The sequence below is a fragment of the Rhodanobacter sp. LX-99 genome (assembly GCF_018599185.1).
Lineage (GTDB): Bacteria > Pseudomonadota > Gammaproteobacteria > Xanthomonadales > Rhodanobacteraceae > Rhodanobacter.
In genome coordinates this window covers 1,628,137-1,650,813 of record NZ_JAHFVL010000001.1, presented here as the reverse complement: position 1 = coordinate 1,650,813, position 22,677 = coordinate 1,628,137, and the positions used below count along the sequence as shown (strand labels likewise).

At 69.2% G+C, this 22,677-nt stretch carries 21 protein-coding genes; 10 read left to right on the top strand and 11 right to left on the bottom strand.

Going from position 1 to position 22,677, the window contains the following annotated elements; translation table 11 throughout:
* Nucleotides 1-118: 118 nt before the first annotated feature.
* Both KK131_RS07710 and mnmG read right to left on the bottom strand, forming a co-directional pair.
* Entirely contained in the window at nucleotides 119-892 is a 774-nt protein-coding gene (locus KK131_RS07710) for an RDD family protein (protein ID WP_214556080.1), read from the bottom strand.
* Between the two features lie 57 nt (nucleotides 893-949).
* Nucleotides 950-2,827 carry a tRNA uridine-5-carboxymethylaminomethyl(34) synthesis enzyme MnmG gene (gene mnmG, locus KK131_RS07705; protein ID WP_214556079.1) on the bottom strand — a complete coding sequence of 626 codons (1,878 nt, stop codon included), beginning with the start codon at nucleotides 2,825-2,827 and terminating at the stop codon, nucleotides 950-952.
* Between the two features lie 598 nt (nucleotides 2,828-3,425).
* Here mnmG and KK131_RS07700 point away from each other — a divergent pair.
* On the top strand, nucleotides 3,426-3,611 hold the full coding sequence (locus KK131_RS07700; RefSeq protein WP_214556078.1) for a hypothetical protein: 186 nt from the start codon (nucleotides 3,426-3,428) through the stop codon (nucleotides 3,609-3,611).
* Nucleotides 3,612-3,697: 86 nt separating this feature from the next.
* On the opposite strand, the gene pepN is transcribed toward KK131_RS07700, so the two are convergent.
* Entirely contained in the window at nucleotides 3,698-6,349 is a 2,652-nt protein-coding gene (pepN, locus tag KK131_RS07695; RefSeq protein ID WP_214556077.1) for an aminopeptidase N, read from the bottom strand.
* Nucleotides 6,350-6,419: 70 nt separating this feature from the next.
* Between pepN and KK131_RS07690 the strand changes: the two genes are divergently transcribed.
* Nucleotides 6,420-7,421, top strand: coding sequence for an aldose epimerase (locus KK131_RS07690; protein WP_345777202.1), 1,002 nt, complete (start codon nucleotides 6,420-6,422; stop codon nucleotides 7,419-7,421).
* Nucleotides 7,421-8,368 (top strand): pyridoxal-phosphate dependent enzyme, encoded by a 948-nt coding sequence (locus KK131_RS07685; protein WP_214556075.1) that lies wholly within the window; start codon nucleotides 7,421-7,423, stop codon nucleotides 8,366-8,368. The genes KK131_RS07690 and KK131_RS07685 overlap by 1 nt, the downstream gene beginning before the upstream one ends.
* A gap of 13 nt (nucleotides 8,369-8,381) precedes the next feature.
* On the opposite strand, the gene KK131_RS07680 is transcribed toward KK131_RS07685, so the two are convergent.
* Both KK131_RS07680 and KK131_RS07675 read right to left on the bottom strand, forming a co-directional pair.
* Nucleotides 8,382-9,500 carry a sterol desaturase family protein gene (locus KK131_RS07680; protein WP_214556074.1) on the bottom strand — a complete coding sequence of 373 codons (1,119 nt, stop codon included), beginning with the start codon at nucleotides 9,498-9,500 and terminating at the stop codon, nucleotides 8,382-8,384.
* Nucleotides 9,501-9,566: 66 nt separating this feature from the next.
* Nucleotides 9,567-10,457 (bottom strand): DMT family transporter, encoded by an 891-nt coding sequence (locus tag KK131_RS07675; RefSeq protein ID WP_214556073.1) that lies wholly within the window; start codon nucleotides 10,455-10,457, stop codon nucleotides 9,567-9,569.
* Nucleotides 10,458-10,535: 78 nt separating this feature from the next.
* Between KK131_RS07675 and KK131_RS07670 the strand changes: the two genes are divergently transcribed.
* From KK131_RS07670 to KK131_RS07655, 4 genes are all read left to right on the top strand, one after another.
* Nucleotides 10,536-11,117, top strand: a complete 582-nt coding sequence (locus tag KK131_RS07670) for a DNA-3-methyladenine glycosylase I (protein ID WP_214556072.1) — start codon at nucleotides 10,536-10,538, stop codon at nucleotides 11,115-11,117.
* A 283-nt stretch (nucleotides 11,118-11,400) separates the two neighbouring features.
* Nucleotides 11,401-12,150, top strand: coding sequence for a hypothetical protein (locus tag KK131_RS07665; RefSeq protein ID WP_214556071.1), 750 nt, complete (start codon nucleotides 11,401-11,403; stop codon nucleotides 12,148-12,150).
* Nucleotides 12,151-12,237: 87 nt separating this feature from the next.
* Nucleotides 12,238-13,065, top strand: a complete 828-nt coding sequence (locus tag KK131_RS07660; protein ID WP_214556070.1) for a transporter — start codon at nucleotides 12,238-12,240, stop codon at nucleotides 13,063-13,065.
* Between the two features lie 301 nt (nucleotides 13,066-13,366).
* Nucleotides 13,367-14,542: a hypothetical protein gene (locus KK131_RS07655; protein WP_214556069.1), complete on the top strand. Its 1,176-nt coding sequence runs from the start codon at nucleotides 13,367-13,369 to the stop codon at nucleotides 14,540-14,542.
* Between the two features lie 19 nt (nucleotides 14,543-14,561).
* Here the strand turns inward: KK131_RS07655 and bioC are convergent, their stop codons facing one another.
* The 5 genes from bioC to bioB are packed head-to-tail and all read right to left on the bottom strand — an operon-like array spanning nucleotide 14,562 to nucleotide 19,250.
* Nucleotides 14,562-15,440, bottom strand: coding sequence for a malonyl-ACP O-methyltransferase BioC (gene bioC, locus KK131_RS07650; RefSeq protein ID WP_214556068.1), 879 nt, complete (start codon nucleotides 15,438-15,440; stop codon nucleotides 14,562-14,564).
* Nucleotides 15,437-16,222, bottom strand: coding sequence for a pimeloyl-ACP methyl ester esterase BioH (gene bioH, locus KK131_RS07645; RefSeq protein WP_214556067.1), 786 nt, complete (start codon nucleotides 16,220-16,222; stop codon nucleotides 15,437-15,439). Before bioH ends, bioC begins: the two co-directional genes overlap by 4 nt.
* The gene (locus tag KK131_RS07640) at nucleotides 16,219-16,962 is read right to left on the bottom strand and encodes a sulfurtransferase (RefSeq protein ID WP_214556066.1); all 744 of its coding nucleotides are present in this window, start codon (nucleotides 16,960-16,962) and stop codon (nucleotides 16,219-16,221) included. Before KK131_RS07640 ends, bioH begins: the two co-directional genes overlap by 4 nt.
* Nucleotides 16,963-16,990: 28 nt before the next feature.
* Nucleotides 16,991-18,220, bottom strand: coding sequence for an 8-amino-7-oxononanoate synthase (gene bioF, locus KK131_RS07635; protein ID WP_214556065.1), 1,230 nt, complete (start codon nucleotides 18,218-18,220; stop codon nucleotides 16,991-16,993).
* Nucleotides 18,207-19,250: a biotin synthase BioB gene (bioB, locus tag KK131_RS07630; protein WP_214556064.1), complete on the bottom strand. Its 1,044-nt coding sequence runs from the start codon at nucleotides 19,248-19,250 to the stop codon at nucleotides 18,207-18,209. The genes bioF and bioB overlap by 14 nt, the downstream gene beginning before the upstream one ends.
* A gap of 156 nt (nucleotides 19,251-19,406) precedes the next feature.
* Here bioB and KK131_RS07625 point away from each other — a divergent pair, with 156 nt between their 5' ends.
* Nucleotides 19,407-19,613, top strand: coding sequence for a hypothetical protein (locus KK131_RS07625; protein WP_214556063.1), 207 nt, complete (start codon nucleotides 19,407-19,409; stop codon nucleotides 19,611-19,613).
* 13 nt (nucleotides 19,614-19,626) lie between these two features.
* The gene (locus KK131_RS07620) at nucleotides 19,627-20,340 is read left to right on the top strand and encodes a ComF family protein (RefSeq protein ID WP_214556062.1); all 714 of its coding nucleotides are present in this window, start codon (nucleotides 19,627-19,629) and stop codon (nucleotides 20,338-20,340) included.
* Nucleotides 20,341-20,357: 17 nt separating this feature from the next.
* Here the strand turns inward: KK131_RS07620 and ubiA are convergent, their stop codons facing one another.
* Entirely contained in the window at nucleotides 20,358-21,287 is a 930-nt protein-coding gene (gene ubiA, locus KK131_RS07615) for a 4-hydroxybenzoate octaprenyltransferase (protein ID WP_214556682.1), read from the bottom strand.
* Between the two features lie 261 nt (nucleotides 21,288-21,548).
* Here ubiA and KK131_RS07610 point away from each other — a divergent pair, with 261 nt between their 5' ends.
* Nucleotides 21,549-22,673 carry a GGDEF domain-containing protein gene (locus KK131_RS07610; RefSeq protein WP_214556061.1) on the top strand — a complete coding sequence of 375 codons (1,125 nt, stop codon included), beginning with the start codon at nucleotides 21,549-21,551 and terminating at the stop codon, nucleotides 22,671-22,673.
* Nucleotides 22,674-22,677: the final 4 nt, after the last annotated feature.

The window sequence follows — 22,677 nt, the reverse complement described above, 5'->3', positions numbered from 1 at the left end:
GCGCCGGGTGAAGAGGTTCAAGCTGTCGATGATAACAAGCGGCCGCGGGCACGCCGTCGCGCAAACGAGAACGGCGCCGCGGATCGACCGCGGCGCCGTGGCGGAAATCAACGCCGGATCAGGCGCTGAACGAGTTGCGGTTGCCGGGCGATGCCTGCGTGGGCTTGAACTCGCTGGCGCGGCCGTTCAGCACCAGGGTGTCGCAGATCATGTCGTGCAGGCCCTGCTTGCGCTGGGTCCAGGCGACCATCAGGAAGCCGATGCCCAGGATGATGGCGCTGAGGATCTTGGCGAAGTAGCGGCCCAGCGCGCGCGGAAAGCTGATCCGCTTGCCCTGCAGGTCGGTGACCCGGATGCCCAGCGCCAGCTTGCCCAGCGTGCCTTGCCAGGCCGAGCTTTCGCACACGGCGAAGTACAGCACGCCCATCACCACGATGAGCAGCATCGCCGGCCACATCGTGGAGTAGTAGTGCATGTTGGCAGCCATCATGGCGTCGGGGTTGCCGATGGCGTCGAGGCTGGCCTGCTTCAGCGCCTCCTTGGCGGCGTCACCGCCGAACATCTTCTCGATCAGCATCTGCGGGATGTACAGCACGATCGCGTCGAGGATGTAGGCGGCCACGCGCTTCCAGAAACCGGCGTGGTCTTCCAGCGCCGCGGCGGTGGTCTGCGGCAGCAAGGGGGCGGCCGGTGCGGCGTAGGGATTGGCGGCGGCGGGTGGCGGCGCGGCGGTCATGTCGGGAAACAGCACCGACAGCGGCTGCCAATCGGCAAGGCCCTCGTACCAGGCCAGATCCTGCGGGCTTACCTGGCCGCTGCGCAGCCACTGGCGCACATCGTCTTCCTTGTAAGGGCCATGCCGTTCGCCGTCGCGGCCGATCCAGATCTCCATGCTTGCGCTCCCGTCTTGGTCAAGGTGCGCATGATGCCATGTTGCCGCGCGGGCGGGTCAGGCGGCGTCGCGGCGTTTCAGGTGCACCAGCAGCAGCGAGATCGCCGCCGGGGTGACGCCGCTGACGCGCGCGGCCTGGCCGACCGTGGCCGGCAGCGTGCGCTTCAGTTTCAGCAGCACTTCGGCGGACAGCCCGCGCACCTTGTCGTAGTCGAAGCCGTCGGGAATCGCCAGGTGCTCGTGACGGCGCTGGCGTTCGATCTCCTCGCGCTGGCGTTCGAGATAGCCGGCGTACTTCACCTGCACCTCGACTTGCGCGGCGACGTCGTCGTGCTGCACCGGCGGCCCCAGTTCGGGCACGGCGGCGAGCGTGGCGTAATCGAGTTCGGGCCGGCGCAGCAGGTCGATGGCGCTGGTCTCGCGGCTGACCGCGATGCCAAGCTGGCGCTCGACCGCCGCGCCGCGCGCGTTCGCCGGGGTCACCCACAGCGCGCCGAGGCGCTGCAGCTCGCGCTCGACCGCCTCGCGCTTGGCGCGCAGTGCGTCGAAGCGCGCCTGCGGCACCACGCCGAGTTCGAAACCCTTCTCGGTGAGGCGCAGGTCGGCATTGTCCTCGCGCAGGTGCAGCCGGTATTCGGCGCGCGAGGTGAACATGCGGTACGGCTCGATGGTGCCGTTGCTGGTGAGGTCGTCGATCAGCACGCCGATGTACGCCTCGTCGCGGCGCGGGTACCACGGCGCCTTGTCCTGTACCGACAGCGCGGCGTTGAGGCCGGCGATCAGGCCCTGCGCGGCAGCTTCCTCGTAGCCGGTGGTGCCGTTGATCTGGCCGGCGAAGTACAGGCCGGGGATCGCCTTCGTCTCCAGCCACGGGTGGAGTCCGCGCGGATCGAAATAGTCGTATTCGATCGCGTAGCCGGGGCGGGTGATGTGGGCGCGCTCGAAACCGGGAATCGAATGCACCAGCGCCAGCTGCACGTCGTACGGCAGCGAGGTGGAGATGCCGTTCGGGTAGATCTCGAACGTGTCCAGTCCTTCCGGCTCGATGAAGATCTGGTGCGACGGCTTCTCGGCGAAGCGCACCACCTTGTCCTCGATCGACGGGCAGTAGCGCGGGCCGATGCCCTCGATCTGGCCGGTGTACAGCGGCGAGCGGTCCAGCGCGCCGCGGATGATCTCGTGTGTGCGCTCGGACGTATGGGTGATCCAGCAGCTGACCTGGCGCGGGTGCTCGTCGCGCGAGCCGAGGTAGGAGAACACCGGCGCCGGCGCGTCGCCGGGCTGCTCTTCCAGGCCGTTGAAGTCGATGCTGCGCAGGTCGATGCGCGGCGGCGTGCCGGTCTTCAGGCGGTCGGCGGCGACCGGCAACTCGCGCAGCTTCGCCGCCAGCGTGCTGGCCGGCGGATCGCCGGCACGGCCGCCGGCGTATTGCGCCTGGCCGATGTGGATCTTGCCGGCGAGGAAGGTGCCGGCGGTGAGCACCACCGAGCGGGCGCCGAACGACAAGCCCATCTGGGTGACCACGCCGGTGACGCGGCCGTGCTCGATGACCAGGTCGTCCACCGCCTGCTGGAACAGCTCGAGGTTCGGCTGGCTTTCCACCATGCGGCGGATCGCCGCCTTGTACAGCGCGCGGTCGGCCTGGCAGCGGGTGGCGCGCACGGCCGGACCCTTCGACGCGTTCAGCGTGCGCCACTGGATGCCGGCGCGATCGGCGGCGTGCGCCATCGCGCCGCCCAGCGCGTCGATCTCCTTGACCAGGTGGCCCTTGCCGATGCCGCCGATGGCGGGGTTGCAGCTCATCTGGCCGATCGTTTCGATGTTGTGGCTGAGCAGCAGCGTGCGCGCACCGGCGCGCGCGGCGGCCAGCGCGGCCTCGGTGCCGGCGTGGCCGCCGCCGATCACGATGACGTCGTAGTGGGTCGGGTGGCGCATCGAACTGACCTGAGCGTGCAGAATGTGACGAAACGGGGCGCCATGGTAACGCCATCAACGCCTTGCAAGCCGATCGGATGGGCTGGCATGCTTCCTGCTTCCAAAAACCAGCACTTTCAGGGGCAGACGCTGCGCGACCACGCGCGCCGAGATCGGACGGACAGGGGTTCGATCGCGTACCAGGAAAGGAAGCAAGACGGCACCTCTCGGGGTGCCGTCGCCTTTTGTGCGCCAGGAAAGTCCGCCGGAGCCTGCAAAGACAAGGCCCCGCGGCTTGGCGGCCGCGGGGCCTTGTGCTGATAGATCTGGCGTCCGGCGGTCTCAGGAACAGGGGGAATCCAGGATGACCGTATTGCCGGACGCCAGAAACCGGAAATCATCTGGCGCGAGCAGCGGCTGCTGCCGTAAAACGCAGGTCGATATTCACCGCAAACGCGTGAACATGGGGTGACTGAAAAGGGATTTTGTGTCCGACCGCGGCAGCTGATGACGTGCAGCGTCAGTCGTGTGATGAGAGGCGTGAACCCACCGTGATTGGCATCACATATTGGCATGGGGGTTGCATCTCCTCCGTTACCGATCACGAGAGGGATGCGTCATGGACATGAGCTTCGATTTCCAACCGGTTTATCCGCACCACGACCTGCTGATCGAACTCGGCCAGGTCGAGATGGCCATCGACGGCTTGAGCGAGCGCGAAGACAGCGAGCGCGAGACGCTGCAGCCGAACCTGGAGTCGCGCATGCAGAGTCTGCTCGATGCACTCGATCATCTGGCCGTCTGAATGAAATACCCCGCCCGTGTGCGTGGTGGCACCGCCACGTACACCGGGGCGACTGCGCGGAACAGGCTCGATGTCGCCGCGTCCGGTCAGTGGTTCAGCACGCTGCCGATGATTTCGGCCAGGTTGCGGGAAAGCCCGCGATGTCCGGCCAGTTCCACGATCGCCGCACGCGCGGCCTCGCGCCGCTGCGGTTCCAGCCGCTGCCAGCCGTTGAATGCCGTGGCCAGACGCGCCGCGACTTGCGGGTTCAACGCATCCAGCGCCACCAGCCGTTCGGCCAGCAGCCGGTAGCCGGCGCCGTCGAGGCGGTGGAAACCGCTGGGGTTGTTGCGCACGAACGCGCCCAGCAGCGACTGCACCCGGTTCGGGTTCTTCAGCGTGAACGCGGCATCGTGCTCCAGCGCACGCACGCGATCCAGCGCGGGCTCGCCCGGCAGCTGTGCCTGCACCGCGAACCACTTGTCCAGCGCCAGCGCATTGTCGGCGTGACGTTCGCGGTAGTCGCGCAATGCCGCGGCAGCTTGCGCGGCGTCGTTGCGTACCAGCACGGCCAGCGCGGCGAGACGGTCGGTCATGCCGGGCGCATCGCGGTACTGCCCGGCCGCCAGTTCGCAGGCGCCGTCGTGGTCGAGCAACGCCAGCAGTTCCAGCACGCGGCGCTTGAGCCGGCGACGTGCCTGGCTGAGCGCATCGAGTTCGATCGTGGCGTGCGCAACCAGCGTCGCGTAACGTTGGCGCAAGGCGGTGGCGCCCAGCCGTTCCGCCAGCCGCTGCTGCAGGGTCTGGCGCAGGCTGTGGATGCGCTGCGGATCGATCGCGCTTTCGCGCTCGGCCAGTTCGACCTCGCCCGGCGGCGTCAGCAGGTCGGCCAGCAGTGCGTCGTCGATCGCGGTGTTGTCGAACAGCCTGGCCAGTGCGTCGCACCAAGCTTGCAGGGCGATGGCGGAGGTGCCGTCGCGCAAGTCCTCGTAGGCGCGCGCGGCGAGTTGCTGGCCGGCCTCCCAGCGGTTGAAGCCGTCGACGTCGTGGGCCAGCAGCAACGCCAGCTCGTCCGGCGTGTAGTCGCATTCCAGGATCACCGGCGCGGAGAACCCGCGCAGCAGCGAGGGCACCGGTGCGGTAGCGACATGGGTGAAAACGAAGTTCTGCTCGGCCTGGGCCAGGACCACCACGAGTTCGTTGCCTGTTTTGGACGTCTGGCCGTCCATATGCAGCGGCAGCATGTCGCCCTGGCGGGTAAACAGCGCCAGCTTGACCGGGATCGGCAGCGGTGGCCGGGGTTCCGCGCCGTGGCCGCCCGGAATGTGCTGGGCCAGGGTCAGCGTGTATTCGTGCCGGGCCGCGTCGTAATGGCCGTGCGCCTTCAGCCGCGGCGTGCCGGCCTGGGCGTACCAGGCAAGGTAGGGCGTAAGGTCGGTGCCGTTGGCCTCGCCCAGTGCGGCGAGGAAATCCTCCAGCGTGGCGGCGCGGCCGTCGTTGCGCTCGAAATAACGGTCCATGCCGCGGCGGAAACCGTCCCGGCCCAGCGCGCCGGCCAGCATGCGCACCAGCTCGGCGCCTTTCTCGTACACCGTGGCGGTGTAGAAGTTGTTGATCTCGCTGTATTGCGCCGGGCGCACCGGATGCGCCAGCGGGCCGGCGTCCTCGGGGAACTGCGCGCGACGCAGCAGGGCGACGTCCTCGATGCGCTTCAGCGGCGCCGAGTTCATGTCGGCCGAGAAGCTCTGCTCGCGGAACACGGTCAGCCCTTCCTTCAGCGACAGCTGGAACCAGTCGCGGCAGGTGACGCGGTTGCCGCTCCAGTTGTGGAAGTACTCGTGCGCGACCACCGCCTCGACGTGGCGGTATTCCTCGTCGGTGGTGGAGTCCGGCTCGGCCAGCAGGCACTTCGCGTTGAAGATGTTGAGGCCCTTGTTCTCCATCGCGCCCATGTTGAAGTCGTGGGTGGCGACGACGTGGAACACGTCGAGGTCGTAGTTGCGGCCGTAGGCCTGCTCGTCCCAGCGCATCGAACGTTCCAGCGCGTCCATCGCGTAGTGGCAGCGGTCGATCGCGTCGGCCTCGGCCCAGATCTTCAGCTGCACCGCGCGGCCGTCGGCGGTGACGTAGTCGCGCTCGATCTTTTCCAGCCGGCCGGCGACCAGGGCGAACAAATAGCTCGGTTTCGGATGCGGATCGACGAAGCGCGCCCAGTGCCGGCCGCCTTCCAGCTCGCCGGCGCCGTCCGGGTTGCCGCCGGCCAGCAGCACCGGAAAGCGCGCGCGGTCGGCACGCAAGGTGACCGTGTAGCTGGACAGCACGTCGGGTCGGTCGGGGAAGAAGGTGATGTGGCGAAAACCCTCGGCCTCGCACTGGGTCAGCAGGAAGCCGGCCTCGCGCGAACCGGACAGGTACAGGCCTTCCAGCGCGGTGTTCGCGGCCGGGCGCAGCCGCACGCGGGTTTCCAGCACGCTGCCGTCGCGGGCGCCGTCGACCTCCAGCACGTTGCCGGCGTAGCGGTACGCGGTGGCGGGCAACTGCCGGCCGTCCAGCACGATCGACAGCAGCTGCAGGTTCTCGCCGTCCAGCCGCAGCGGCGCGTCCTGCGCGGGGTCACGCCGCAGCCGCAGGCGCGCGGACAGTTCGCTGGCATCGATGCCGAGATCGAAATCCAGCTCGACCGTCTCGACCCGCCAGGCGGGCGCGCGGTAGTCGCTGAGGCGGATCGACGTTGAAGGCTGCTGCGGGAGTGCGTGCATGGGAGAACGGCGACGGGGATGGGGACTGCTCAGGTTAACATGGGGTGTTTTCAACGGCAGGAGAACCCCCGTGAATGCGACGCGATATGCCGCCGGGCGCAGCCGCCTCGGTGGGCAGGACATCGTGGTGCTGGCCGATGTCGACGGCAGTCGGCGTGTCCGCATCGCGCGGCACGGCGCGGTCCTGCTCGGCTTCGAGGTGAACTTCGCCGGCGCCGCGCGCGACCTCGCCGATGGCTATCGCGATGCGGCCGAAGTGGCCGCTCGTGCCGGTTCGCGCTTCGCGATCATGGTGCCGTTCGCCGGGCGGATCGCCGATGCGCGTTACCGCTTCGACGGCCAGGCGCAGGACTTGCAGCCCGGCGTCGCCGGCGCCGCGCGCGCCAGCCGGCATGGCTTCGTGCGCGACGCGGATTTCGACGTTGCCGCCTTGAGCGCCGACGACAGCGGCGCACGGGTCACCCTGGCCACGTCCGCGATCCGGCCGCAGCCTGGTTATCCGCACGCGATCGACCTTGCCGTGACGTACACCCTGGATGACGGCGGCCTCGGCCTGGAAGCGTGCATGCGCAACGTCGGCGACAGCGCCGCGCCGTGCTTCTTCGGCTGGCATCCGTATTTCCGCGTGGCCGCGGGCGAGGTCGATGGCTGGCAGCTGCAGATTCCCGCACAGACCCTGATCCGCACCGGCGCCGACCTGATCGCGCTGGCTGGCGCCGAGGCCTACGTACCGCTGGACGATGCGCCGGCGCTGGATTTCCGCGAGCCGCGGCGGATCGGCGACAGCATCCTCGACCAGGGCTATACCGACCTGGAGGCGGACGCCGATGGCCGCATCCGCACCCGCCTGCGCGATCCGGCCAGCGGATTCGGCATCGCGGTGTGGCAGGAGCGCGGCGTGATGCACGCGTTCACTGCCGACACGGCAAGCCGCGATGCGCGTCGTGCGGTCGCGCTGGAGCCGATGGAGTGCATGGCCGACGCGTTCAACCGGCCCGAGTGTGCCGAGGCGGTGCGCCTGGAGCCCGGTGCCGAACGCCGTTTTCGTTGTGGTGTGGAGATCGAATCGTGATGAATGCATTGCCCAGCTTCGAACAGGTCCGCGACGCCGCCGCGCGCATCGCGCCGCACGCGCGGGTGACCCCGGTGTTGCGCAGCGCGGCGCTGGATGCGCTGGCCGGTGCCGAGCTGCACTTCAAGGCCGAACATCTGCAGCGCGGCGGCGCGTTCAAGTTCCGCGGCGCCTGCAACGCGGTGTGGTCGCTCAGCGACGAACAGGCCGCGCATGGCGTGGTCACGCATTCCTCCGGCAACCACGGCAACGCGCTGGCGCTGGCCGCCGCCACCCGCGGCATCGCCGCGCACGTGGTGGTGCCGGAAGGCGCTGTGCGCGCCAAGCTCGAGGCGATCGAACGCGCCGGCGCGATCCTGCATCGCTGCGCGCCGACCCAGGCCGCGCGCGAGGCGATGTGCGCCGAGGTGCAGCGCGCCACCGGCGCGGAACTGGTGCACCCGTATGCCGACACCCGGGTGATGGCCGGGCAGGGCACGCTGGCGCTGGAACTTCTGCAGCAGGCGCCCGGGCTGGATGCGCTGATCACCCCGGTCGGCGGCGGCGGCCTGGCTAGCGGCGTGGCGATCGCCGCGCACGCGATCAACCCGGCATTGAACCTGTTCGGCGCCGAACCGCTCGGCGCCGACGACGCGGCGCAATCGCTGGCGCACGGCACGCGGGTCACCACGGTGGTGCCCGACACGGTCTGCGACGGCCTGCGCGCGCTGGTCGGCGAGCGCAACCTCGATGCGCTGCGCACGCATCGCGTCGACGTGATCACGGTCAGCGACGCGGAGACCATCGCCGCGATGCAGCTGCTGTGGTCGGAGCTGAAGCAGGTGGTGGAAGTGTCCAGCGCCACCGTGCTGGCGGCGATCCTCAAGCAGCCGCAGCGCTTCGCCGGCCGGCGCGTCGGCGTGGTGCTCACCGGCGGCAACGTGGATCTGCAGGCGCTGCCCTGGTGAGCCTGCGGGCGGATCAGCCCGGCGCGGATTCCGCCATGGCGTTGTCGCCGGCCGGTGCGTCGGCGTCGGGGGCGGCGGCGGGCGCATGGCGGGCGAAGGCGTGCAGATCCAGCTGGCCGACCGGGATCGGCGTGTAATCCGCGCCGAAGGCCACTTCGCCCGGCCGCCAGCCGGCGGGCTGGCGCACGGCGACCCAGAAGCGTTTCAGCGCAGCCCAGTGCAATCCGACCAGGCCGTAGTTGTTGTCGGCGTCGACGATAGGGTCGCCCACGCCGGTCGGCCGCGGCGGTTCGCCGTACAGCGCCGTGCCGAACAGCACGTCCCAGGCCGAGAGGACCTGGCCGTAATTGCAGTGGTGCAGCGTCGGCCGCCCGGGATCGACCAGCATGTGGTGCAGGCGGTGGAATGCCGGGGCGACGAAGATGCGGTCGAACACGCGGCCGAAGCCCAGCCGCACGTTCGTGTGCGAGAAGTTCTGCACCAGTTCGCCGATCAGCATCAGCCAGGCGAACTCGTCCGGGTCCACGCCGATCGCCAGGCCCACCGTGGCGAGGATCATCGACTGGATGAAGCCGTCGACCAGGCTGCCGCGGTCGTTGGTCCAGCAGCTCATCTGGCGCGTGCTGTGGTGCATGCTGTGCAGCGCCCACCACCACGGGATCGCGTGCTGGGTGCGGTGCATCCAGTAGTACGTGAAGTCGTAGATCACGTAGTAGACGGCAAACAGCGCGTAGGGATGCTGGTCGAACCACGGCACCCAGTGCGTCAGCGCCAGCGCCGAACCGGTGCCGGCATCGACGGCATCGCCGCCACCGCCGAACAGGTGGCTGAACGGGGTGAGCACCAGGTAGGTGAACAGCGGGAAGATGCCCAGCAGCATCAGCAGCGTGTAGTTGCGGTCGACCCGGGTCAGCCGGCGGTCGTTCCACCGCTCGGCGGGGAACCAGGTTTCCAGCGGGCGGAAGACCAGCCCGATGATGCCCACCTGCAGCGCGGCGATCAGCAGGGCGGCGGCGATGTCGTCGGGGTTGCCGCTCAATCCGTCCAGGTGCAGCGCATCCAGCAGCGGCACGACGGCGTGGCCGCTCAGCCAGCCGACCAGGTGGGCCCACCACTGGGACAGGTCGAACATCGACGCCTCGGCGAATCCGTCAGCGATTCATCATATCGCCGCCGCGCGGGCCGGGCGCTGAATAGTTCAGGGTGTCCCCTGGCGGCGCCGCGCGCCGACGCCGCTCACGGCGAGCAGGCCGAGCAGCACGAACACGATGCCGACCAGTTCCATCGCCGACGGCTGCTCGTGCAGGATCAGCCAGGCCAGCAGCACGCTGACGATCGGCACGCCGAGGCTGGACACGCTGGCCACCGTGGTTGGCAGCCGCTGCAGCACGATCGACCACAGCCACCAGGCCAGGCTGGAGGCCAGCAGCACGCTGTAGGTCAGCCCGCCGATGAAGGCCCAGTTCCATTCGATCGCACGCTCCGGCAGCGCCAGCGCGAGGAGGCCGAGCGCCATGCCGCCCAGCAGCATCTGCCACGCGGTGAGGTTGAGCACCGAGGGCGCATGCCGCAGGAACATGCGCTTGCTGAGCACGGTACCGGCCGCCCAGGCGGCGCCGCCGGCGATCGCCAGCGTGGTGCTCACGATGCTGCCCATGTCGTGCCACGGCTCGATGATGCACAGAAGCCCAAGTGCCGCCAGCGCCAGCCCCAGCCAGTGCCGCGCAGTCGGGCGGTCGCCCAGCAGCAGCCACGCCAGCAGCACTGCCCAGAACGGCATGGTGTAGGCGAGCAGCGCGACGTGGCCGGCGCCGCCGTCGATCAGCGCCCATTGCTCCAGCCCCTGGAACGCGGCGGTCTGGCACAGGCCGATCAGCAGCGTGGGCAGCAACGGCGGCGGCCGCAGCGATTGCCGCGACAGCAGCAGCGCGGCGAACAGCACGGCGGCGCCGAGCAGGTAGCGCAACGCGGCGAAGTGGAACGGCCCGGCATACGCCAGCACCTGTTTCATCACCACCCAGCTGTAGGCCCAGATAAGGATGGTGGCGAGCAGCGCGGACAGCGCGCCGCGTGATGGCGAGGGCGACATGGGAAACCGGAGCAGGACGGGGCGACAAGTCTAGCGGGGTCGGTTACGTTGTGCGGCACCGTACGACCATCCGCCATCATGACCAAGACCGCCGAACCATCACGTTGCCACTGGGCCGCCAACGGCGACCCGCTGATGCGCGACTACCACGACACCGAATGGGGCGTGCCGCTGCACGACGACCGCGCGCTGTTCGAGTTCCTGTGCCTCGAAGGCGCCCAGGCCGGCCTGTCCTGGCGCACCGTGCTGGCCAAGCGCGACAACTACCGCAAGGCCTTCCACCAGTTCGATATCTCCCGCGTCGCCGCCATGACCGGCCGCGAACTGGAAAAGCTGCTGCGCGACCCGGGCATCATCCGCAACCGGCTGAAGGTTTCCGCCGCCCGCGACAACGCCATCGCCGCTCTCGACGTGATTGCGGAGTTCGGCAGTCTGGACGTCTATCTGTGGTCGTTCGTCGACGGCAAGCCGCTGCGCAACCACTGGCGCAGCCAGGGCGAGGTGCCGGCCAGCACGGCATTGTCCGACCGCATGAGCAAGGCGCTGAAGAAACGTGGCTTCCGTTTCGTCGGCACCACCATCTGCTATTCGCTGCTGCAGGCGACCGGCATGGTCAACGATCACCTCGTCGGTTGTTTCCGGTACGGCGAGCAGCGCTAGGCAGACAGCGGAGCAAGAAGTTTCGATTTGCGCCTGCGGGGCGGCGAAGTGCCGCAAATGTCGAGCCGTTCACACAATCGAGCGAAACAAGGGTGGCCATCGTTCAGCGCGTGAAATGCATGCTGAACGGACGCGTCGTCGCCGCTTGTGTGCCGTTCATGCGTAGCGCAAAGATGCGCGCGGAGACGTCGCTGCATGTGAATGGACACAGGGGGCATGGAAGAAACACGTCGCGTCGTCTCGCCAGGCATTCCGCCATCGTTGCATCCTTCGGAGCCATCCCATGAAATCCCAGCATTTCAAGTCCACGCTGATTTGCATCGCGGTACTCGGTGCACTGTCCGTCGCACCGGTGATGGCGCAGACCGCCACGCCATCCGATACGTCCGTTTCCGCCAGCACCACCAATCACGAGTCGACCCGGCTGAGCACCGAGTTCGCCGAGTTCGCCGGTTCGGATACCAATTCACAGGCGCTGGTCACCGGGCTGCGCGACGGCACCGCGATCACGCTTGACGACGTGACCACGAATGCCGATGGCACCACGACCACGACGAGCACCACGTTCACGCCTGCCACAGGCAAGATGGGCTACGGCAACGTGAAGATCGCGCTGTCGCTGGCCGAGGCGTCTCTCGCCAAGAGCGGTATCACCGACCCGACCGCTGCCGAACTGGCCGCCGCGCTGAACGGCGGTACGCTGGTTCTCGCCGACGGCACCAGCATCGATCTGAACGGCGTGCTGACCCAGCGCGCCGCCGGCGAGGGCTGGGGACAGATTGCCAAGGCCGACGGTTTCAAGCTGGGCGACGTGATGCGCTCGCCGAAGGCCGTCGGCAGCGCCGCCGCTAACGGACATGCGCATGTTCATGTGGAAAAAGTCGAGCTGGCGAAGGCGCATGGCGTCGATCGTCCAAGCAAGCCCGAGCATGTGGCCAAGGTCGATCGCCCTGATCGTCCGAGCCGGCCGGATCGTCCCGAGCGTCCCGAACGCCCCGACCATCCCGACCATGCGGGTCGCCCGGGCGGCTGAGTCCGGTTTCATCCCATGCGGTAGTCCCAGCAGGCCCGGTGTGATGCCGGGCCTGCTGCCATCCTCTTTTAAGCAAGGAAACCTTTCATGCGCAACCCACAACACTGGATGATCGTCGGCGGAATGCTGCTGATCGGTGCGCCGGCGGCCCACGCCGCCACGACGGACAACGGCCGGTTCAGCCTTTCGGCGGGTGCCGATTACAGCAGCGGCAAGTACGGCACCGACACCACCACCGACATCTGGTCGGTACCGGTGGCGGCGGCGTACCAGACCGATCGCTGGACGTTCAAGCTCACCGTGCCGTACATCAACATCAGCGGCGCGGGCGACGTGATTCCCGGCGTGGGCAAGGTGAAGAACGGCAACCCGAAGGGGCGCGGCCATGGCAACGGTGGGGCAACTCCCACGCCAACCACTACCAGCGGTTCCGCCTCAGGCCTGGGCGACGTCACGGCGTCGGCCGGCTACGAGCTGTTCGGGAGTGCCGACCGCACGTTCGGCCTGGATCTCACCGGCAAGGTGAAATTCGGCACCGCCGACGAGAACAAGGGTCTGGGTACCGGCAAGAACGACTACGGCCTCTCGCTGGATACCTACAAGGTCAGCGGCGCCTGGACCGCATTCGGCGGCGTGGGCTGGATGAAGTACGGCAGCTCGCAGTACATCCAGCTGAAGAACGGCTTCAACGCGAACATCGGCGCCGACTACAAGCTCGATTCCAGCAACAACATCGGCGCCTACTATTACTATCGCGAGCGGATCGCCGACACCGGTGCCGCGCAGAGCGAGATCGCCGGCTACTGGAACCACAAGTTCAACGACAGCCTGCGCGTGCAGGCCTACGCCCTCGCCGGCTTCGCCGACGGCAGTCCGGATTACGGCGCGGGTGCGTCGCTGAAATACAGTTTCTGAAGAAGCATCCCATGGCCTCGCATCGGTTTTGAGGCCTGCGTGAAGCCTCTCGGTCCTCCGGCTCCGTGCATTCGCACGGAGCCTTTTCGTTCCGGAGATCGCACCGCGGCCTCGACGCCACATGGCTTGCCCGCAGCCGGCTGGGCCTTCGCAAAGCGGGCGAGGCGGCATGTGAGGTTTCGTGAGGCTGCGTAACGTTTCGTGACGTGACGGCCGGCGCAGCCGTTGCCTAGCATGGCCACCGACTGCATCGACGCCCGCCGGGTGGCGGTGCGGGCCGTTCGCAAGGGAGCCGTCCGCCATGACCTGGATGAAATTCGCCGATGCCCGCCGGCAGGAGTGGTTCCTGCAGCAGGAGGGGCTGTGGCTGCTGTGCCAGCAGTATGCCTACGCGCAGCTCATGGACGAGCGGGCCCATGTAGTGCCCGAGAAGACGCCCTGGTACTCGATGGGCCCGCACATCAACAACGTCGAGATCGACTTCGGCAACTTCCATGCGGAAAAGGTCCATCGCGCCGAACAAACCTACGACTTGCTCACCCGAGCATCGCTGCAGGATGGGGTGAGCGTCTTCAACCAGCTGGTACAGATGAAAGACGAACTGGACCTGTACACCGGCAGGCTCGCCGAGACGAAACGCCGGGTGGCACGCGACAACGCCAGCAGCATCGAGAACCACGTCAGCTTCTTCGGCGGCGCGGCGACCGTGTCGAGGTATGTACGCGACGGCGCGGCGGCGGTGTTGCTGGTTGCCGCATCGGTTGCGACGGCGGGAGCGGCCGCGGGGGCGGCCGGTGTCGGCGCTGCCGGCGCTGCGACGGCGGCCGGCACCGGCGGCTGGCTTTCCATGTCGGCCGCGGGCGGCCTCGGTGTCACCGCGATGGGCTCGGGCCTGAAGGGACTGGCTGCGTATGAGGATTCGGTGCTGTCGAAGGGCACTTCCTGGAGCGACGCGGGCAGCATCGGCGCCGGCCTGCTGCAGGCCACCGCGACCTTCATGGTCAGCGCCATCCCGATCATGCCCAAGCTCACTCCCGGCGGCGCCGCGATCAGCAAGCCGGTGCTGCTGATGATCACCACGCCGCTGAATGCGTTCTCGACTTTCGCCGTTGGCGTGGCCAAGGGCGACAGCCTGGGCAAGTCGCTGACTTCCACGGTCGTCGGCCTCGGCGTGTCGGCCCTCCCGCTGGGCGACCGGCTGGAAAAGCTCGCCATGCCGCTCGCGACCAGGCTGGTGGCGGCCCCGATGGCAGCGGAAATCGTCACCAAGGTCGGGGCAGGCATGGTCATGGACAAGGTTGCCGATGCGGCCAGCGACCGGGTGTACGACATGCTCACCGCCAAGCCCAAACCGCACGTCTCGAAACAGGTCCAGCACATGGTCGGCGTGAACACCCGGCTGGACCGCGTGCTGGCCAGCGACGACTACATCAGCCGCACCGTGATGTTGCCCGCGTCCTATACGCCGGGACGCTGACTGCACCCTGTCGGCGTGCTCAGCGCCGCCGCGAGCCGCGCAGCGAGTCGATCGAGAAGCTGGCGATTTCGCCGCCGGGCACGCGGCGCGGCTGGCCGACCGGCGGGCCCCAGGCGTGCGCGCTGACCACTTCCCAGCTGGCCGGGATGCGTCCGTCCATGCGCATGGCTTCGTAGGCGGCCAGCATGCGCCGGTAGCGCCCTTTGCCGGTGAGGCCGCGTGCGCGTGCGCGGTCGGCGTTGGTGGCGCCGAGGCCTTGCAGTTCTTCCAGCAGCTTGCGCGGTTCGCTGTAGGTCAGGGTGTAGCGGAACACGTCCAGCACGGGGTCGCGCAGGCCGGCGTTGAGCATCGCGTCGCCGACGTCGTGCATGTCGAGGAAGCGGCCCACGTGCGGTTGCTGGTCGGCCTCGGCCCAGGCTGCGCGCAATTCCTTCAAGGTGTCCGGGCCGAAACTGGAGAACGCCATGAAGCCGCCGGGCTTCAGCACGCGCATGCATTCGCCGAACAGCGCGGGCAGGTCGTCGACCCACTGGAAGCACAGGTTGGAATACAGCACGTCGACGCTGTGGTCGGCCAGCGGCAGGTGGGTGGCTTCGGCGCACACGCGCATGAACGGCTTCAGCCAGCTGTTGTGCTGTTTCGCCGCGCGCAGCATCGGCAGCGCCAGGTCGAGCGCGATCACCTCGGCCTTGGGGTAGCGCTGCTTCAGCAGCGCGGTGCCGCGGCCGGTACCGGCGCCGACGTCGACCACGCGCTGCGGGGTTTCCAGATAGAAGCCCAGTCGTTCGAGCAGGGCATCGCCCACCTCGCGCTGCAGCGCGTCGTGCTTTTCGTAGCTGGTGGCGGCACGGCCGAAGTGGCGGCGCACCTGTTTGGGGTCGAGTTGGAAGTCGCTCATCGCGCCTGCTCAAGTTGGGTGGGCGCCAGCAGCGGCTGCAGCGCCTGCGCCACCGCGTCGGCGTGGCCGAAGAACGGCGCGTGGCCGGCTTGCTGGATTTCGTCGTAGCTGCCGCCGCATTGGCTGGCCGACCATTGCATCGCCTGCGGCGGCACCAGCCGGTCGCGGCGGCCGCTGATCCAGGCGCTGGGCACGGCGAGGTCGGGCAGGCCGGCGCGGCGGTCGCTGGTTTCCAGGATGCGGATGCCTTCCCGCAGCACGCGCAGGTCGGGCTCGCCGCGGGCGAACACCAGCTCGCGCAGGTGGCGCAGTTCGCCGCGCGGGTCGGCGCTGCCCATTGCCTCCAGCGCCAGAAAGCGTTCGATGGTGGCGTGGTAGTCGGTTTCGAGGTCGCTGGCCAGCTGGTGCACCAGCGGGCCGTCGGCGCCGTGCGGCCAGCCGGCGTCGCGCACGAACTTCGGCGTGGCGCACAGCATCGCCAGCCCGCGCACCTGTCGCGGCAGCTCCAGCGCGGCGGTCAGCGCGATGGTGCCGCCCAGCGACCAGCCCAGCCAGAGCGCCGGCGGCGTGACCTTGGCGATCGCCGCGGCGCAGGCGCGCGGTTCCAGCGGCAGCCGGCAGTCGCGCGAGCGGCCGTGGCCGGGCAGGTCGACCACGTACATCGTGCACTGGTCTTCCAGCGCCTCGACCAGCGGCGCCAGCACGCCGCCGTGCATGGCCCAGCCGTGCAGCAGCACCAGCGGCAGCGGGCCGCGGCCGCGCCGGTCGACGTACAGGCTCATACGCCGGCGTCCTGCGCGGGCAGCAGTCGTTTGTCCACCGCGCCACGCCCGTCGAACACGAAGCAGTCGCCTTGCCAATGCGCGCCGTCGGTCTGTTCGAGGTACTTCAGGATGCCGCCGTCGAGCTGGTAGACGTGCTGCATGCCGAGCTCCTGCATGTGCAGCGCGGCCTTCTCGCAGCGGATGCCGCCGGTGCAGTACGAAACGACGGTCTTGCCCGCGTAGCGTGCGCGGTCGGCGGCGATCGCGGCGGGGAAACCGGTGAAGCTGGCGAGGCGATAGTCGACCGCCTGCGGGAACTTGCCGGCATCGGTCTCGTAGTCGTTGCGCGTGTCCAGCAGCAGCACTTCGCGGCCATCGTCGTCGTGGCCCTGGTCCAGCCAGCGTTGCAGGGTGGCGGCATCCACCGCCGGCGCGCGGCCGCCTTCGGGGCGGATCGCGGGCAGGCGCATGGTGATGATCTCGCGCTTCAGGCGCACGCGCAGGCGGCCGAACGGCACCGCGTCGGACAACGACTCCTTCGGCGCGACATCGGCGAAGCGCGGGTCGCCGTGCAGCGTGGCCATGAAGCCGTCGATCTGAGACCGGCTGCCGGCGAGGAACAGGTTGATGCCTTCCGGCGCGAGCAGGATCGTGCCTTTCAGCGCCAGCGCTTCGCAACGCGCGGACAGCCGCTCGCGCAGCGCGGGCAGGTCGTCCAGGCTGATGAACTTGTAGGCGGAGATGTTGACGATCGACATGCGGGGGAATCGGCAGAGCAGGCGGCGATTATACGTGGTCGCCCGAGGGAGCCTTGCGCGGTGCGGTCGGACGCAGTGTTTCCAGCGCGCCCAGCAGCCGGTCGACGTGGGCTTCCTCGTGCGCCGCCGACAGCGTGATGCGCAGCCGTGCCTGGCCGGAGGGCACGGTCGGCGGGCGGATCGCGGTCACCAGCAGGCCTTGTCGTTCGAGTGCCTGCGCTGCGGCCAGCGCGGCGTCGGCGCTGCCCAGCAGCAACGGCTGGATCGCGCTGGCCGACGCCGCCAGCGGCAGGCCGAGTTCGGCGGCACCGCGGCGGAAGCGGGTGATCAGCGCGGCGAGCTTTTCGCGCCGCCATCCTTCGGACTGCGCCAATTGCACCGCCTCGAGCGCGGCGGCGGCCAGCGCCGGCGGCATCGCGGTGGTGTAGATGTACGGGCGCGCGAACTGCACCAGCCCGTCGATCAGCGCGGCCGGGCCGGCGACGAAGGCGCCGCTGCAGCCGAGCGCCTTGCCCAGCGTGGCCATCAGCAGCGGCACGTCGTCCTGGCCCAGGTTCGCGGCGCTGAGGCTGCCGGCGCCGTGCGCGCCGAACACGCCGAGGCCGTGCGCGTCGTCGACCATGAAGGTGGCGCGTTCGCGTGCGCACAGCTGCGCCAGCTCGCGCAGCGGCGCGACGTCGCCGTCCATGCTGAACACGCCGTCAGTGGCCAGCAGCGCGGCCGCAGTGGGATGCGCCGCCAGCTGGCGCGCCGCGGCGGCCACGTCGGCGTGCGGGTAACGCTTCAGTTCGGCGCCGCTGAGCCTGGCGCCATCGAGCAGGCAGGCATGGTTGAGCTTGTCCTGAACGCACAACGCCTGCTCCGGACTCGATCCGGGGGCGCCGCGCGCCAGCAGCGCCTGCAGCACGCCGAGGTTGGCCATGTAGCCGGTGGAGAACAGCAGCGCGCGCTCGCGTCCGGTCCAGGCGGCCAGCGCCTCTTCCAGTTCCGCGTGCGCGGTGCGGTGGCCGCAGATCAGGTGCGCCGACGTGCTGCCCACGCCTTCCTCGCGCGCCGCGCGGGTGAGCGCGTCGATCAGCTGCGGGTGCTGCGCCAGGCCGAGGTAGTCGTTGCTGCAGAACGACAGCAGGCGCTGGCTGCCGCTTTCCAGCCACGGGCCGTCGGCGTGGTCGATCGTGCGCAGCCGGCGCAACAGGTTGGTGCGGGAACGTTCGGCCGTCTGGACGGCCATGCGTTCGAGCAGGTCAGGCCGCCGCACTGCAGCCACAGCCTTGTCCGCAGCCGGCAGTGCCGCTTTCGAGGATGTCGGCGTGCGCCGTGCCGGCCTGCTCGACGACTTCCAGCGGATGCAGGTCGAGCCGGCGGAACAGCGCGCGGTCCGCCTCCACGTCCGGGTTGCCGGTGGTCAGCAGTTTCTCGCCGTAGAAGATCGAGCCGGCGCCGGCGAAGAAGCACAGTGCCTGCACCGCATCGTCCATCTGCTGGCGGCCGGCGGACAGGCGCACGATCGACAACGGCATCAGGATGCGTGCCACCGCGATCACGCGCACGAATTCGAACGGGTCGAGCGGCTCGGCGTCGCCCAGCGGCGTGCCGGGCACCGGCACCAGCCGGTTGATCGGCACCGATTGCGGGTGTTCGGGCAGGTTGGCCAGCGCCTGCAGCAGGCCGGCGCGCTGCTCGCGCGTCTCGCCCATGCCGACGATGCCGCCGCAGCAGGTCTTCAGGCCGGCGTCGCGCACCTGCTCCAGGGTTTCCAGGCGGTTGCGGTATTCGCGGGTGTGGATGATCTCGCCGTAGAACTCCGGCGCGGTGTCGATGTTGTGGTTGTAGTAGTCGAGGCCGGCGTCCTTCAATGCCTGTGCATGGCCGTCGCCGAGCAGGCCCAGGGTGGCGCAGGTTTCCAGGCCCAGCTCCTTCACCGCGCGCACGATCGCGGCGACTTTCGGAATGTCGCGGTCCTTCGGGCCGCGCCAGGCCGCGCCCATGCAGAAACGGCTGGCGCCGGCGGCCTTGGCGGCGCGGGCGCGTTCCAGCACGGCGTCGATGTCCATCAGCTTCTGCGCGGCCACGCCGGTGTCGTAGCGCGCCGCCTGCGGGCAGTAGGCGCAATCCTCGGGACAGCCGCCGGTCTTGATCGACAGCAGGGTCGACACCTGCACTGCGTTCGGGTCGTGGTGCTCGCGGTGCACCGTATGCGCGCGATGCAGCAGCTCGTTGAACGGCAGCGCGAACAGCGCGGCCACCTCGGCGCGGCTCCAGTCGTGGCGGATGGCGATGTCGGCCATGGAACGGCAACTCCCTGACGAGAATCGCGAGAGTGTGGAAGCCGCTCCGGAACGTGTCAACTCGATACTTGCACGAATGGTTGACGCGACGCGGATGCATTTCTGCCGCTACCATCGCCAGCTCAGTGGGATCACCTGATCGGGGAGCGCAGCGGGATGAGCGAAGGGCAAGGCAGTACCGGCAACGTGCTCGCGGCGATCTGCAGTTTCTTCATCCCCGGGCTGGGCCAGCTGGTGCAGGGACGATTGCTGAAGGCGATCGTCATGTTCGTGCTGGCGGCCGTGTTGTGGATCGTGTGGCTCGGTTGGCTGGTTCACTTGTGGTCGATCCTCGACGCGGCGTTGTACAAGCCGGCCCGCTGAGCAGGGCATCCGCATGGACGCACTGCTCACTCCATGGCGGCGGCTGCGGCGTTTCGTGCTGCCCTTGCGCTGTCTGCTGTGCGGTGCGCCCGGCGCCGACGGCGTCGACCTGTGCGCCAGCTGCGCGGCCGAGCTGCCGCGCAACCGCAGTTGCTGCGCGCGCTGCGCGCTGCCGCTGGCCACGCCGGCGGCACTGTGCGGCGAGTGCCAGCGCCGCCTGCCGCCGTGGGATGCGGCATGGGCGCCATTCCGCTACGGCTGGCCGCTGGATCGGCTGGAGTCGCGCTACAAGTTCGGCGCCGACCTCGCCGCCGGCCGCGTGCTGTCGATGCTGTGGCAGCGCGAACCGTGCCCGATCCGGTTGCCGCAGCTGCTGCTGAGCGTGCCGCTGCATCGCAGCCGGCTGCGCCGGCGCGGCTACAACCAGGCACTGGAGCTGGCCCGCCCGCTGGCGCGCGCGGCCGGCGTGCCGCTGTGCCACGACGCGCTGCTGCGCCGGCGCTCCACCGCGGCGCAGACCGAACTCGACGCGATCGCCCGCCGCCGCAACGTGCACGGTGCGTTCGCCGTGCGCGAAGGCGTTGCGCTGCCCGCGCACGTGGCGATCCTCGACGACGTGATGACCACCGGCGCCACCCTGGCCGAATGCGCCCGCGTGCTGCGCCGCGCCGGTGTGCAGCGGGTGGACGTGTGGGCGCTGGCGCGCGCGCCGTCGCCGCGCGGGTGACGGTACCCGGTGCGTTGCTAGCGCAGCGCCAGCGCCAGCACGATGCCGATCCACACCGCCAGGCCCAGCCAGTTGTTGTGGCGGAACGCGGCGAGGCAGGCGTCGCGGAGGCGGTCGCGGATCAGCCACAGCTGGTAGCCGAACAGGCCGGCGGCGGTCAGCAGGGCCAGCCAGTACGGCCAGCCGAGCCCGGCGCGCTGGCCGACGAACAGCATGGCCAGCAGGAAGGTGCCCATCAGCATGCCGAGGATCGGCACGTCGGCGTCGCCGAACAGGATCGCGGTGGACTTCGCGCCGGCCTTGAGGTCGTCGTCGCGGTCGACCATCGCGTACTCGGTGTCGTAGATCACCGACCACAGGATGTTGCCGATGAACAGCAGCCAGCCCACCGGCGGCACCGTGCCGGCCACCGCCGCGAACGCCATCGGGATCGACCAGCCGAACGCGGCGCCCAGCACCACTTGCGGCAGGTAGGTCCAGCGCTTGGTGAACGGATAGATCGCCGCCAGCGCGGCGCCGGCGAACGACAGCTGGATGGTCAGCCTGTTGGTGAACAGCACCAGCACGAACGCGAACGCCAGCAGCGCGGCGAACACGAGCAGCGCCTCGCGCGGCGTCACCCGCCCGGAAGCGATCGGCCGGCCGGCGGTGCGCGCCACCAGCGGATCGAGCTTGCGGTCGGCGTAGTCGTTGATGGCGCAGCCGGCCGCGCGCATCGCGAACACGCCGAGGGTGAAGACGAGCAGCAGCTTCCACGGCGGGAAGTCGCCGGCCGCCAGCCACAGCGCCCACCAGGTCGGCCACAGCAGCAGCAACGCGCCGATCGGGCGATCCATCCGGGTCAGCACCAGGTAGTCCCGGGCTTTCTCGCGATGACGCGTCGGCAGTTTCTGCAGCAGCCAGTCCAGTACCCGCATGGCGCGGGTCGAGCTGTCGGCCGGGCGCACCGGTTTGGCGGCGGCTTTCGCCGGGCCGGGCCGTGGCCGGGCGGCGGACGCAGGCGCGGCGCTGCGCCGCGGGTGCTTCTTGCGGGATGGGGGAGCCATACGCGGAAGTCTAGCGCGCCATGCCGCTTCGAACCGCGCGGTGGATCACTGGCCGGCTAAAGTCCGCCGCCCGGCAGCCGATATGGCCTATGGGCGAACCATTCGGGGTAACGCCAAGCATGCGCCGTACGAAGCCCGGGGCCGCCGGTGTCTGGAACGTTGATGGCCGGATACGAAACCACCGAAAAGGACTCCGTTCTGTCGCGCGATGCGACCGCTGCCGACGACGGCGCTGCCGCCATGTCCACGCCGGCGGTGGCGGAATCGTTCGTGCATTCGCGCCTGCTCGATTCGGTGGCCTCGTTCACCCACCACCGCGACATCGCCGCGCTCGACCACAGCCTGGTGCTTTCGCTGGCCGAACTGACTTCGGCGCACCGGGTGGTCCTGGCCAAGCGGGCGCTCGACGGCGCGTACGTGGAAAGCATCGTGCGCTGCATGCCGGACGCGCAGGGCGCCTATCAGCTGCAGGCGGACGATCCGGATCGGGTCGATCCGGCGCTGAAGCTGCTGCATCGCTGCATGCACCGGCTGGAAGTGCAGACGGAAAGGGTGCAAAGCGTGTACCGGCTGGTCGTGCCGATCCTGCGCGACGGCCGCGCGATCGGTGCGCTGCAGCTGGACAGCGACATGCCGCCAGCCGCCAGTCGGCCGCTCGCCGACGGGTTCGCCCGCATCTATGCCAACTACACCGGCCTGCTCCATGAAAGCGAGCGCGACAAGCTGACCGGCCTGTACAACCGGCGCAGCCTAGAGCGCCAGCTGCAACGGTTGTTGCACCAGCGCGAACAGGCACTGCGCAATGCTGCCTTGGCCGGCGGACCTGCCGATGAGCCGCCGCAGGTGTGGCTGGCAATCCTCGACATCGACCACTTCAAGCGCATCAACGACAATTACGGCCATATCTATGGCGACGAGGTGATCCTGCTGCTGGCCCAGCAGATGCGCGCCTGTTTCCGCCGCGGCGACGTGCTGTTCCGCTTCGGCGGCGAGGAGTTCGTGATCCTGTTCGGCGCAACCGGGCAGGCCACCGTGCACGCCGCGCTGGAGCGTTTTCGCCGGCGCATCGCCGAGCACGTGTTTCCGCAGGTGGGCAGCGTCACCGTCAGCATTGGCTATGCCGGCGTCGGCCGCCACGATTACCCGGCGAGTGCGCTGGACCGTGCCGACAAGGCGCTCTACTTCGCGAAGCAGCATGGCCGCAACGGCACCTACGGCTACGAGAACCTGAGTGCGTGCGGTCTGCTGGGACGCGGGATGGCGGCGGGAAGCATCGACCTGTTCTGAGCCG

Coding starts and splice junctions, on each gene's coding strand:
- KK131_RS07710 (WP_214556080.1), bottom strand. CDS start 892: ATGGAGATCTGGATCGGCCGCGACGGCGAACGGCATGGCCCTTACAAG.
- mnmG (WP_214556079.1), bottom strand. CDS start 2,827: ATGCGCCACCCGACCCACTACGACGTCATCGTGATCGGCGGCGGCCAC.
- KK131_RS07700 (WP_214556078.1), top strand. CDS start 3,426: ATGGACATGAGCTTCGATTTCCAACCGGTTTATCCGCACCACGACCTG.
- pepN (WP_214556077.1), bottom strand. CDS start 6,349: ATGCACGCACTCCCGCAGCAGCCTTCAACGTCGATCCGCCTCAGCGAC.
- KK131_RS07685 (WP_214556075.1), top strand. CDS start 7,421: ATGAATGCATTGCCCAGCTTCGAACAGGTCCGCGACGCCGCCGCGCGC.
- KK131_RS07680 (WP_214556074.1), bottom strand. CDS start 9,500: ATGTTCGACCTGTCCCAGTGGTGGGCCCACCTGGTCGGCTGGCTGAGC.
- KK131_RS07675 (WP_214556073.1), bottom strand. CDS start 10,457: ATGTCGCCCTCGCCATCACGCGGCGCGCTGTCCGCGCTGCTCGCCACC.
- KK131_RS07670 (WP_214556072.1), top strand. CDS start 10,536: ATGACCAAGACCGCCGAACCATCACGTTGCCACTGGGCCGCCAACGGC.
- KK131_RS07665 (WP_214556071.1), top strand. CDS start 11,401: ATGAAATCCCAGCATTTCAAGTCCACGCTGATTTGCATCGCGGTACTC.
- KK131_RS07660 (WP_214556070.1), top strand. CDS start 12,238: ATGCGCAACCCACAACACTGGATGATCGTCGGCGGAATGCTGCTGATC.
- KK131_RS07655 (WP_214556069.1), top strand. CDS start 13,367: ATGACCTGGATGAAATTCGCCGATGCCCGCCGGCAGGAGTGGTTCCTG.
- bioC (WP_214556068.1), bottom strand. CDS start 15,440: ATGAGCGACTTCCAACTCGACCCCAAACAGGTGCGCCGCCACTTCGGC.
- bioH (WP_214556067.1), bottom strand. CDS start 16,222: ATGAGCCTGTACGTCGACCGGCGCGGCCGCGGCCCGCTGCCGCTGGTG.
- KK131_RS07640 (WP_214556066.1), bottom strand. CDS start 16,962: ATGTCGATCGTCAACATCTCCGCCTACAAGTTCATCAGCCTGGACGAC.
- bioB (WP_214556064.1), bottom strand. CDS start 19,250: ATGGCCGACATCGCCATCCGCCACGACTGGAGCCGCGCCGAGGTGGCC.
- KK131_RS07625 (WP_214556063.1), top strand. CDS start 19,407: ATGAGCGAAGGGCAAGGCAGTACCGGCAACGTGCTCGCGGCGATCTGC.
- KK131_RS07620 (WP_214556062.1), top strand. CDS start 19,627: ATGGACGCACTGCTCACTCCATGGCGGCGGCTGCGGCGTTTCGTGCTG.
- KK131_RS07610 (WP_214556061.1), top strand. CDS start 21,549: ATGGCCGGATACGAAACCACCGAAAAGGACTCCGTTCTGTCGCGCGAT.